General features: G+C 71.6%; 8 protein-coding genes. 7 read left to right on the top strand and 1 reads right to left on the bottom strand.

Annotation, left to right across the window (positions count from 1 at the left end):
• Positions 1–5 precede the first annotated feature (5 nt).
• Entirely contained in the window at positions 6–863 is an 858-nt protein-coding gene (locus OG538_RS26510; RefSeq protein ID WP_406097678.1) for an endo alpha-1,4 polygalactosaminidase, read from the bottom strand.
• Between the two features lie 248 nt (positions 864–1,111).
• Here OG538_RS26510 and OG538_RS26505 point away from each other — a divergent pair, with 248 nt between their 5' ends.
• The 7 genes from OG538_RS26505 (at position 1,112) to OG538_RS26475 (ending at position 11,827) form a co-directional block, all read left to right on the top strand.
• A complete protein-coding gene (locus tag OG538_RS26505; protein WP_406097676.1) occupies positions 1,112–2,665 on the top strand; it encodes a leucyl aminopeptidase in 1,554 nt (517 codons plus the stop codon).
• Positions 2,666–2,991: 326 nt separating this feature from the next.
• Positions 2,992–4,380, top strand: a complete 1,389-nt coding sequence (gene lpdA / locus OG538_RS26500; RefSeq protein WP_406097674.1) for a dihydrolipoyl dehydrogenase — start codon at positions 2,992–2,994, stop codon at positions 4,378–4,380.
• Between the two features lie 60 nt (positions 4,381–4,440).
• A complete protein-coding gene (sucB, locus tag OG538_RS26495; RefSeq protein WP_406097672.1) occupies positions 4,441–6,213 on the top strand; it encodes a 2-oxoglutarate dehydrogenase, E2 component, dihydrolipoamide succinyltransferase in 1,773 nt (590 codons plus the stop codon).
• A gap of 147 nt (positions 6,214–6,360) precedes the next feature.
• The gene (locus tag OG538_RS26490) at positions 6,361–6,984 is read left to right on the top strand and encodes a GntR family transcriptional regulator (RefSeq protein ID WP_406097670.1); all 624 of its coding nucleotides are present in this window, start codon (positions 6,361–6,363) and stop codon (positions 6,982–6,984) included.
• 291 nt (positions 6,985–7,275) lie between these two features.
• On the top strand, positions 7,276–9,945 hold the full coding sequence (gene aceE / locus OG538_RS26485) for a pyruvate dehydrogenase (acetyl-transferring), homodimeric type (protein ID WP_406097668.1): 2,670 nt from the start codon (positions 7,276–7,278) through the stop codon (positions 9,943–9,945).
• 312 nt (positions 9,946–10,257) lie between these two features.
• The gene (locus OG538_RS26480) at positions 10,258–11,229 is read left to right on the top strand and encodes a helix-turn-helix transcriptional regulator (RefSeq protein ID WP_406097666.1); all 972 of its coding nucleotides are present in this window, start codon (positions 10,258–10,260) and stop codon (positions 11,227–11,229) included.
• Positions 11,230–11,305: 76 nt separating this feature from the next.
• Positions 11,306–11,827: a DUF4240 domain-containing protein gene (locus tag OG538_RS26475; protein WP_406097664.1), complete on the top strand. Its 522-nt coding sequence runs from the start codon at positions 11,306–11,308 to the stop codon at positions 11,825–11,827.
• Positions 11,828–11,846 lie beyond the last annotated feature (19 nt).

The raw sequence follows: 11,846 nt of genomic DNA, 5'->3' as shown, positions 1-11,846 counted from the left end.
TCCTGTCAGGCCCCTGCCGCCGGGCACTGCTCCCGCCAGACGCCGAGCTCGTACTTCTTGAGCAGCGAGCTCAGCCCCAGCCGCCGGGACTGTGGGCAGAACCGCGCCACCGGCAGCTCGTACTCCACGTGGAAGACCGCCTTGCCGGCCTCGACGAACGGGGAGAGCTCCTCGCACTCCTCGTACTGGGCGCACTGTTCGTTGACCGCGAAGTCGAAGTCGCCCACCAGCTCGGGGATCTGCGGCAGGTCGTTCTTCAGGCCGACGGCGAGGTGGTGGCGGTGGGCGATGCGGGCGATGAGCCGGTTGTAGCGCAGCTGGTCGGCGGCGGTCAGCGGGAAGCCGCTCGGGTTGCGGTAGCCGTCCATGTTGTCGGGCTCGACCGCGTCGAAGCCCTTCTTCGCACACATGGAGATCCGGCTCTCCATCAGCGGCTCCAGGACGTCGGTGCGCCGGATGTCGAGCCAGCGCTCCCCCTTCCAGCCGTTTCCCTTGCCGAGGACGGCGGTGGGGAACCTCGCCGCGTCAGGCCGGAAGTCCTCCCAGGCGCCCGTCGACAGGTAGCAGATGACCTTGCGCCCTTTGCGGTGCAGCTCCGCCACCCGGTCCGCTTCGTGGTCGAAGCCGTCGATGTCGTACACCGGGGCGTCCACGCTCGTGTCGAGCCGTCCGGAGAGCTGCCACTGCCAGTCGGTGCCCGGCTCCGGCTGCCAGCGCGCCGCGGCGGACCGCCCGGAGGGGGCCGGTGACGGGGCGGACCCGGGTGCCGAGGTGCAGCCGGCCAGCATCACCAGCAGAATCAGTACGGTGACGGGCAGCGCCGTCGGCCGGCCGGTCACCCGGGCGGCCATCGGGTCGTCCATCGTTCTCCCCCGTCCACAGGACGTCCGCCAACGCCTGTGCGCCCGCGATCCGTTCCGCCGGGATGATCATCCCGGCGTGACAACCGTACGGCCGCCGCGGGGCACTGACGGCCCGCCGCCGTAATCGGGCAGCAAAGGCGCGCGTAGGCTCATTCCCGGCACATCGCGGCGGCGTCTACGATGCGCCGGGCACGGTCGGCCCACCCCTCGACCGACAAAGAACTCAACGGAAGCGAGATTTCACCACCGTGACTGCTCTCACTCTCAGCACTGCCGGTGCGGCGACGCTGCGCGCCGACGCACTGGTCGTCGGCGTCGCCAAGGGCGCCGGCTCCAAGTCCGGCGACCTGGTCCTCGCACCGGGCGCCGAGGCCGTCGACAAGGCGTTCGGCGGAAAGCTCGCCGCCGTCCTGGCGACCCTGGGCGCCTCCGGTGCCGAGGGCGAACTGACCAAGCTCCCCGCACCCGACGGCCTGAAGGTCCCGGTCGTCATCGCGGCGGGCCTCGGCCCCGTCCCGGAGAAGGACGGGTCGTACGACGCCGAGGCGCTGCGCCGGGCCGCGGGCTGCGCCGCCCGCTCGCTCAGCGGATCGAAGAAGGCCGGGTTCGCGCTGCCCGTCGGCTCCGTCGAGGACGCCGAGGCCATCGCGGAGGGCGCGCTGCTGGGCGCGTACGCCTTCATCGCCTACCAGGGCGGCGAGAACAAGCTCGCTCCCAAGGGCGCCAAGGAGGCCGGCGCGAAACTGCCGCTCGGCGAGGTCGCCGTTCTCGGCGCCAAGCCCCGCGACAAGGCGTTCAAGGCGGCCGCCGAGCGCGCCGTCGCGCTGGCCGAGGAGATCAACCGCGCCCGCGACCTGGTCAACACCCCGCCGAACGACCTGTACCCCGAGTCCTTCGCCGCCGTGGCCACCGCCGCCGGCAAGGAGCACGGCATCAAGGTGCAGGTGCTCGACGAGAAGGCGCTCGTCAAGGGCGGCTTCGGCGGTCTGCTCGGCGTCGGGCAGGGCGCGGCCCGCGGCCCGCGCCTGGTGAGGCTCGCCTACACGCACCCGAAGGCGGAGAAGACCCTGGCCCTCGTGGGCAAGGGCATCACCTACGACTCGGGCGGCATCTCGCTGAAGCCCGCCGGCCACAACGAGACGATGAAGTGCGACATGGCCGGCGCCGCCGCCGTGTTCGCGACCGTCGTCGCGGCCGCCCGGCTGGGTCTGCGGGTCAATGTCACCGGCTGGCTGGCGCTCGCCGAGAACATGCCGTCGGGCAACGCCACCCGCCCCGGTGACGTGCTCCGCATGTACAGCGGCAAGACCGTCGAGGTCCTCAACACGGACGCCGAGGGCCGGCTCGTCCTCGCCGACGCGCTGACCCGCGCCTCCGAGGAGAACCCGGACGCGATCGTCGACGTGGCGACCCTGACCGGCGCGATGGTGCTGGCCCTGGGCAACCGCACCTTCGGCATCATGGCGAACGACGACGCCTTCCGCACCTCGATCCACGAGATCGCCGACGAGGTCGGCGAGGCCTCCTGGCCGATGCCGCTCCCGGCGGACCTGCGCAAGGGCATGGACTCCCCGACCGCCGACATCGCCAACATGGGCGAGCGGATGGGCGGCGGCCTGGTGGCCGGTCTGTTCCTGCAGGAGTTCGTGGGCGAGGGCATCGCCTGGGCGCACCTGGACATCGCGGGCCCGGCCTTCCACGAGGGCGCCCCCTACGGCTACACGCCGAAGGGCGGCACCGGATCCGCGGTCCGCACCCTGCTGAAGCTGGCGGAGCGCACCGCGGCCGGAGACCTCGGCTGAGGCAGCGGTTGATGTACGGCCCCGGGCATACGTCCGGGGCCGTACGTGTTGCATCCACGGCACCGCGGCCGGGACCGGGCGGGTTTCGCTCTCGACGAAATCAGCAGGTCTCTACGCAGCGGTAACCCGCTGGGACGGACGATCATCCGTCCCAGACACGGGCCCCGCGTCCCGCCCACCGTCAACAAGTGCGAAGATGGGTTCTCGGCAGGACAGGGCCCCCACCACAGGGCCGAATGACAAAAGCGGCCGAACACCAGCCGACCGGCCGGTCACACCCCGATGACGGGGCCCGGCATCCGGCGCACATGCATGGAGGACGTGACGTGGCGAACGACGCCAGCACCGTTTTCGACCTAGTGATCCTCGGCGGTGGTAGCGGCGGTTATGCCGCGGCCCTGCGCGGAGCGCAGCTGGGCCTGGACGTCGCTCTGATCGAGAAGGGCAAGGTCGGCGGCACCTGCCTGCACAACGGCTGCATTCCCACGAAGGCCCTGCTCCACGCCGGCGAGATCGCCGACCAGGCGCGCGAGGCCGGCCAGTTCGGTGTCAAGGCGACCTTCGAGGGCATCGACATCGAGGCCGTCCACAAGTACAAGGACGACGTGATCTCGGGCCTGTACAAGGGCCTGCAGGGTCTCGTCGCCTCCCGCAAGGTGCACTACATCGAGGGTGAGGGCCGTCTCTCCTCCGCCACCTCGGTGGATGTGAACGGCCAGCGCATCCAGGGCCGCCACGTGCTCCTGGCGACCGGCTCCGTGCCGAAGTCGCTCCCGGGCCTGGAGATCGACGGCAACCGCATCATCTCCTCGGACCACGCGCTGAAGCTGGACCGCGTCCCGAAGTCCGCGATCGTGCTGGGCGGCGGCGTCATCGGCGTCGAGTTCGCCTCGGCGTGGACGTCCTTCGGCACCGACGTCACGATCATCGAGGGCCTCAAGCACCTCGTGCCGGTCGAGGACGAGAACAGCTCGAAGCTTCTTGAGCGCGCGTTCCGCAAGCGCGGCATCAAGTTCAACCTCGGTACGTTCTTCCAGAGCGCCGAGTACACGCAGGACGGCGTCCGCGTGACCCTCGCCGACGGCAAGACCTTCGAGGCGGAGGTGCTGCTGGTCGCGATCGGCCGCGGCCCGGTCTCGCAGGGCCTGGGCTACGAGGAGGCCGGCGTCGCGATGGACCGCGGCTACGTCCTCGTCGACGAGTACATGCAGACGAACGTGCCGACGATCTCGGCCGTGGGCGACCTCGTCCCGACGCTCCAGCTCGCCCACGTCGGCTTCGCCGAGGGCATCCTGGTCGCGGAGCGGCTGGCCGGTCTCAAGACCGTCCCGGTCGACTACGACGGTGTCCCCCGGGTGACGTACTGCCACCCCGAGGTCGCCTCCGTCGGCATCACCGAGGCCAAGGCCAAGGAGCTCTACGGCGCGGACAAGGTCGTCGCGCTGAAGTACAACCTCGCGGGCAACGGCAAGAGCAAGATCCTCAAGACCGCGGGCGAGATCAAGCTCGTCCAGGTCAAGGACGGTGCCGTGGTCGGCGTCCACATGGTCGGTGACCGTATGGGCGAGCAGGTCGGCGAAGCCCAGCTGATCTACAACTGGGAGGCGCTGCCGGCCGAGGTCGCGCAGCTCATCCACGCCCACCCGACCCAGAGCGAGGCGCTCGGCGAGGCCCACCTGGCCCTGGCCGGCAAGCCCCTGCACTCCCACGACTGATCAGTCGACCGGGCGCGACGACCGACCACTTCCGCATTTTCGTTAGGAGCAACTGAAACCATGTCGGTTTCCGTAACCCTTCCGGCGCTCGGCGAGAGCGTCACCGAGGGCACTGTCACCCGCTGGCTGAAGGCCGAGGGCGAGCGCGTCGAGGCCGACGAGCCGCTGCTCGAGGTGTCGACCGACAAGGTCGACACCGAGATCCCGGCCCCCGCCTCCGGCATCCTGGCCTCCATCAAGGTCGCCGAGGACGAGACCGTCGAGGTCGGCGCCGAGCTGGCCGTCATCGACGACGGCACGGGCGCCCCCGCGGCCGCCGAGGCTCCCGCCGCCGAGCCCGAGGCCGCCCCGGCCCCGGCTCCCGCGGCCGAGGCTCCCGCGGCCGAGGCCCCCGCCGCCGAGGCCCCCGCGGCCGAGGCTCCGGCTGCCGCCCCGGCGGGCGGTGCCTCCGGCACCGACGTCACCCTTCCGGCGCTCGGCGAGAGCGTCACCGAGGGCACCGTCACCCGCTGGCTGAAGGAGGTCGGCGAGGAGGTCACGGAGGACGAGCCCCTCCTCGAGGTCTCCACGGACAAGGTCGACACCGAGATCCCGGCCCCGGTCTCCGGCGTGCTGCTGGAGATCGTCGTCGCCGAGGACGAGACCGCGGAGGTCGGTGCCAAGCTGGCCGTCATCGGCGCTCCCGGTGCCGCACCGGCTGCCGCGGCTCCGGCTCCCGCTGCGGCTCCGGCTCCCGCTGCGGCTCCGGCTCCCGCCGCGGCTCCGGCTCCCGCCGCTGCCCCCGCGCCGGCTGCACCCGCGCCGGCTCCGGTGGCTCCCGCCGCACCCGTCGCCGCTCCGGCGCCCGTCGCCGCTCCGGCTCCGGTCGCCCCGGCCGCTCCGGCCGCTCCGGCCGCGACCTCCGGCGACGACGGCGCGTACGTCACGCCGCTGGTCCGCAAGCTCGCCGCCGAGAACGGCGTCGACCTGGGCGCGGTCAAGGGCACCGGTGTCGGTGGCCGTATCCGCAAGCAGGACGTCGTCGCCGCCGCGGAGGCCGCGAAGGCCGCCGCCGCTCCGGCTCCGGCCGCCGCCCCGGCAGCGAAGGCCGCGCCGAAGCTCGAGGTGTCCCCGCTGCGCGGGCAGACCGTCAAGATGACCCGCATGCGCAAGGTCATCGGCGACAACATGATGAAGGCGCTGCACTCGCAGGCCCAGCTGACCTCGGTCGTCGAGGTCGACGTCACCAAGCTGATGAAGCTGCGCAACAGGGCGAAGGACGCGTTCGCGGCCCGCGAGGGCGTCAAGCTCTCGCCGATGCCGTTCTACGTCAAGGCCGCCGCCCAGGCGCTGAAGGCCCACCCGGTCGTCAACGCCCGGATCAACGAGGACGAAGGCACGATCACGTACTTCGACTCGGAGAACATCGGCATCGCCGTGGACGCCGAGAAGGGTCTGATGACCCCGGTCATCAAGGGTGCGGGCGACCTCAACATCGCCGGTATCTCGAAGAAGACCGCCGAGCTGGCCGGCAAGGCCCGCGGTGGCGGCCTGACACCGGACGACATGTCCGGTGCCACCTTCACCATCAGCAACACCGGCTCGCGCGGTGCCCTGTTCGACACCGTCATCGTGCCGCCGAACCAGGCAGCCATCCTGGGCATCGGGGCCACCGTCAAGCGTCCGGCGGTCATCGAGACCGCCGAGGGCACCGTCATCGGCGTCCGCGACATGACGTACCTCTCGCTCTCCTACGACCACCGTCTGGTGGACGGCGCGGACGCCGCCCGCTACCTGACCGCGGTCAAGGCGATCCTGGAGGCCGGTGAGTTCGAGGTCGAGCTCGGCCTCTGAGCACCGCAGTTGTAACCAGCCTCACCAGCGGCGCCCCCGTCCGGAACACTCCCGGGCGGGGGCGCCGCCGTATTGTCTAGACACCACCGGTCGCTCCGGCCGCCGTGTTGGTGCAGGCAGCACCGGTTTGCCCCGAAGGAGCCCCTCATGACCCCGCCCGTCGTCCACTCGCTGCGCGAACAGATCCGCGAGCACATCGTGGACGGGATCGTCAGCGGGCGCTGGAAGCCGGGTGAGCGGATCGTGGAGCGGCGCATCGCCACGGAGCTGGAGGTCAGCCAGACGCCCGTGCGCGAGGCGCTGAGGGAGCTGGAGACGCTCCGGCTGATCGAGTCGGCACCCAACAAGGGCGTCCGGGTCCGCAACCTCACGGCGGCGGACCTGGAGGAGAGCTACCCGGTACGGGCCGGCCTGGAGCAGATCGCCGCCGAGCTGGCGGCCCCCGGGCTCGGCGAGGACTGCTCGCCGCTCGCCCCGCACGTGGCCGCGCTGTACGAGGCGGACCGGCGGGCCGACGGCGAGGCGCAGGTGCGCCACACGGTCGGGTTCCACCGGGAGATGGTCCGGGCGGCCGGCAACGCGGTCCTGCTGCACACCTGGGAGGGGCTGGGCATCGAGGTGTTCACGGCACTCTCCATCCGCTGGCTGGGCACGGTGCAGAAGTCGTACGCCGAGGAGCACGAGGCACTCATCGAGGCGTTCCTGCGGAAGGACCCGGACATCGGGGTGCTGGTCAAGGCCCATGTGCTCGGCTGCGCCCCGCGCGCCTGAGACCGGCGTGCCACGCGCCTGAGGCCATGGCGCGCCGCGGTGCGCATGTGTCGCGAGGGGTGCTCGCCTGTGCAGATGGATGCCCCTTTTGCGCGTTAAATCCCGTCACTCCGTGCCCCGTTTAGCGGCACCCCATGCCACTTTTCTTCATATCGAGAAGTTTTGCCTTTCATCCTTTGATCGATCATCGATCGGAGCCTTACAGTTCACTCCGCGGGCCCACCGGCCCCATCGCCCTGTCCTGCCAGTCAGGGACTTCTCCACCCCCCTCCTCACCGGAAGGCGGCGATCATGACCGACCCCGTAGGAAAGCTTCCGAGCGAGCTCGACCAGCTCCCGGACCGCGACCCGGAGGAGACCGCTGAATGGGCGGCCTCCCTGGATGCCGTCACCAAGGCCGCGGGCCCGCACCGCGCCGCTTATCTGATGCGGCGCTCGCTCCAGCATGCCGAGGGCGCCGGTCTCGCGCTGCCCAAGCTGCTGGAGACCGATTACGTCAACTCCATCCCCACCGCCGCGGAGCCCGTCTTCGACGGCGACCTGGAGATGGAATCGCGGATCACCGCGTGGAACCGCTGGAACGCGGCCGCGATGGTCACCCGTGGCTCCCGCTTCGGCGTCGGTGGCCACATAGCCACCTTCGCCTCGGCCGCCTGGCTGTACGAGACGGGCTTCAACCACTTCTTCCGCGGTAAGGAGGGGGACGGCTCCGGCGACCAGCTCTACATCCAGGGCCACGCCTCCCCCGGCATCTACGCCCGCGCCTTCCTCGACGGCCGGCTCAACGAGCAGCAGCTCGACAACTTCCGCCAGGAGGCGGGTGGCGACGGCCTGCCGTCCTACCCCCACCCGCGGCGGCTGCCCTGGCTGTGGGAGTTCCCCACCGTGTCGATGGGCCTCGGCCCGCTCTCGGCGATCTACCAGGCGCGCTTCAACCGCTACCTGGCCAACCGCAACATCAAGGACACGTCGAACTCGCACGTCTGGGCCTTCCTGGGCGACGGCGAGATGGACGAGCCCGAGTCGACCGCCGCCCTCGCCCTCGCGGCGCGTGAGCAGCTCGACAACCTGACCTTCGTCATCAACTGCAACCTGCAGCGCCTCGACGGTCCGGTCCGCGCCAACTTCCGCGTGGTCCAGGAGCTGGAAGGCGCTTTCCGCGGCGCCGGCTGGAACGTCGTCAAGACGCTCTGGGGCACCGCGTGGGACGAGCTCTTCCAGCTCGACACCACGGGCGCGCTGGTGCGCCGGCTCCGCGAGGTCCCGGACGCGCAGTTCCAGACGTACGCCACCCGCGACGTCGCCTACATCCGCCAGCACTTCTTCGGCGCCGAGCCCGCGCTGGCCGAGCTGGCGAAGCTGCTCACCGACGCGAAGATCGCCGAGTGCTTCCACACCTCGCGCGGCGGCCACGAGGCCCGCAAGGTGTACGCGGCCTACCGGGCGGCGCTGGAGCACAAGGGTGCCCCGACGGTGATCCTGGCGCAGACGGTGAAGGGCTACACGCTCGGCCCGGGCTTCGAGTCGCGCAACGCCAACCACCAGATGAAGAAGCTGGACGGCAAGCAGTTCCGCGCCATGCGCGACCTGCTGGAGCTGCCGATCCCGGACTCGAAACTGGACGAGGGCCTGGTGCCGTACGGCCACCCGGGCGCCGACTCCCCCGAGGTCCGCTACCTCCAGGAGCGGCGTGCCGCCCTCGGAGGCCCCGCCCCGGCCCGCCGGGTGCACGCGATGGCGCTGCCCGCGCCCGAGGAGCGCGCGTTCGCCGCGCTGAAGAAGGGCTCCGGCAAGCAGGAGCTGGCCACCACGATGGCCTTCGTCCGCCTGGCCAAGGACCTGATGCGGGACAAGGAGACCGGCAAGCGCTGGGTTCCGATCGTCCCCGACGAGGCCCGCACCTTCGGCATGGAGGCGCTGTTCCCGTCGGCCGGCATCTACTCGCCGCTGGGGCAGACGTACGACCCGGTCGACCGCGACCAGCTGATGTACTACAAGGAAGCCAAGGACGGCCAGGTCCTCAACGAGGGCATCACCGAGGCCGGCGCCATGGCCGACTTCATCGCCGCCTCCACGTCGTACGCGACGCACGGCGAGCCGATGATCCCCTTCTACATCTTCTACTCGATGTTCGGCTGGCAGCGCACGGGCGACCAGTTCTGGCAGCTCGGCGACCAGCTCGGCCGCGGCTTCGTGGTCGGCGCCACGGCGGGCCGTACGACGCTGACGGGCGAGGGTCTCCAGCACGCGGACGGCCACTCGCACCTGATCGCGTCCACGAACCCGGCGTCGCTCAACTACGACCCCGCGTTCGCGTACGAGATCGCGGTGATCGTCCAGGACGGTCTGCGCCGGATGTACGGCCCCGACGCCGAGAACGTCTTCTACTACCTGACGGTCTACAACGAGCCGAAGCCGCAGCCCGCGATGCCGGAAGGCGTCGAGGAGGGCATCCTCAAGGGCCTCTACCGGTTCAAGGAGGGCACGCCCGCGAAGGCGGACGCGCCCCGCGTGCAGCTGATGGCCTCCGGTACGGCGATCCACTGGACCCTGGAGGCCCAGGAGCTGCTCGCCGCGGACTGGGGTGTGACGGCCGACGTCTGGTCCGCCACCTCGTGGGGCGAGCTGCGCCGCGACGCGCTGGAGTGCGACGAGGCACTGCTCCGCGGTGAGCTGCGGGTGCCCTACGTGACCCAGGCGCTGGAAGGCGCACCGGGTCCGGTCCTCGCGGTCAGCGACTGGATGCGCCAGGTGCCGGACCAGATCAGCCAGTGGGTGGAGCAGGACTGGACCTCGCTCGGTACGGACGGTTTCGGCCTCTCCGACACCCGTGACGCGGCCCGCCGCCACTTCGGCGTCGACGCCCAGTCGATCACGGTCGCGGCGCTGGCCCAGCTGGCCCGCCGCGGCGAGGTGCCCGCGTCGGCGGTCAAGGAAGCCCGCGAGCGGTACGGGCTCTGACGGCTCGGAGGACGGGGAGCGGGTCCGCCCGGCTCCCCGTCCTCCGCATGCGTCTGCCCCGCTCCGGCACGGGCTTCGCTCTCCGTCACCGGACGGCCCGGTTCTTCCGCTGCTGGTTCGCCCGCAGCCGGCTGGATCAAGCCCGTCCGGTGATCGAGGGCGTCTTTCGAGTCCGGCCGGTGCCCGAGGCCGCGCTCCGAGCCCGGCCGGTGCTTCACGAAGCCTTCCGGTGCCGGCCGGTGCCTGGGGCCGCGCTCCGAGCCCGGCGCCCCCGGGGCCACGCCCGCCCCGTACCGCGGCCACAATGGCCGCATGCGTGCTGCCCGGCTCATCAGAATGGTGCTGCTCCTGCAGTCCCGCCCCGCCATGACCGCCGCCGAGCTCGCCCGGGAGCTGGAGGTGTCCGAGCGGACCGTCACCCGGGACGCCCAAGCGCTGTCCGAGGCCGGGGTCCCGGTCTACGCGGACCGGGGGCGCGCGGGCGGGTACCGGCTCGTCGGCGGGTACCGCACCCGGCTCACCGGTCTCGCCCGGGACGAGGCCGAGGCCCTCTTCCTCTCCGGCCTGCCCTCCGCCCTGCGCGAGATGGGCCTGGAGGACGCCGCGTCCGCCGCCCGGCTGAAGGTGTCGGCAGCCCTTCTGCCCTCCCTCCGGGACGCCTCCGCCAGCGCCTCCCAGCGCTTCCATCTGGACGCACCGGGCTGGTACCAGGAACCGGCCACCCCAGGACTTCTGCCCGTCGTGGCCGAGGCGGTGTGGGACGACCGCACCGTCCGGGCCCGCTACCGCCGGGCGGGCCAGGAGGCCGAGGTGGAACGCGAGCTGGCACCGTACGGGCTCGTCCTGAAGGCCGGCGTCTGGTACCTCTGCGCCCGCGCGGGCGACGACGTCCGGGTGTACCGGATCGACCGCTTCACGGCGGTGACCGTGTCGGACACCCGGTTCGTCCGGGACGAGGGCTTCGACCTGCCCGCCTTCTGGGACGAGCGCGCCACCCAGTTCGCCCGGTCCATCCTGCGGACCGAGGTGACGCTGCGGCTCTCGGAGACGGCCGTGCGCCGGCTGCCGCACGCCGTGGACCGCGTCGCCGCCCGGGACGCCCTGGGCGCCGCCGGCCCGGCCGGCCCGGACGGCTGGGTCGAGGTCGTCCTGGCGGTCGAGTCCCTGGACGTCGCATACGGTCAGCTGCTGGCCCTGGGACCGGAGTTGGAGGTCCTGGAGCCGGCCGCCCTGCGCACCAGGTTCGCCGCGGCCGCCGAAGCGCTGCGCGCGCTCTACCGGTGACGGTCTGAGGCCGTAAGGCTTCATTTCGGCGTCTGGGCGTGCATCGACCGTCTCCGGGGCCGATGCTGGACCCGTGATGGACGAGACGGAATTCTGGGAGCTCATCGACAGCACCCGCGAGGCCGCCGACGGCGACCCCGAAGACCATGCCGACCTGCTTGTCGAACGGCTGGTGCAGCTCGACCCCGATTCCGTGCTGGACTTCGCCCGGCACTTCGAAGCCCGCTACAACCGGGCCTACCGCTGGGACTTGTGGGCTGCCGCCGCCGTGCTGCTCGGCGGGGCGAGCGACGACGCGTTCGACTACTTCCGCTGCTGGCTGATCGGCCAGGGCCGGGAGGTCTTCGAGGGCGCGGTGCACGATCCGGACAGTCTGGCCGAGCTCCTCGACGGCTTCGACGAGGAGCTGGACGGGGACGCCGAGGAGCTGGGCTACGCCGCCGACGAGGCGTACGAGCAGCTCACCGGGGTGGTCGCGCCGGATCTCGGGCTGCCGCCCCAGGCCGCCGAGCCGGAGGGCACCGCGTTCGACTTCGAGGACGACGAAGTACTGGCGGCGCGGCTGCCCGAGCTGTGGCAGCGGTTCGGCGCCGGGTGAGGCGCGCCCGGCCGGGGCC

The organism is Streptomyces sp. NBC_01013, assembly GCF_045162765.1.
Classification (GTDB): domain Bacteria; phylum Actinomycetota; class Actinomycetes; order Streptomycetales; family Streptomycetaceae; genus Streptomyces.
This window is presented reverse-complemented; position numbering and strand designations above follow the sequence as displayed.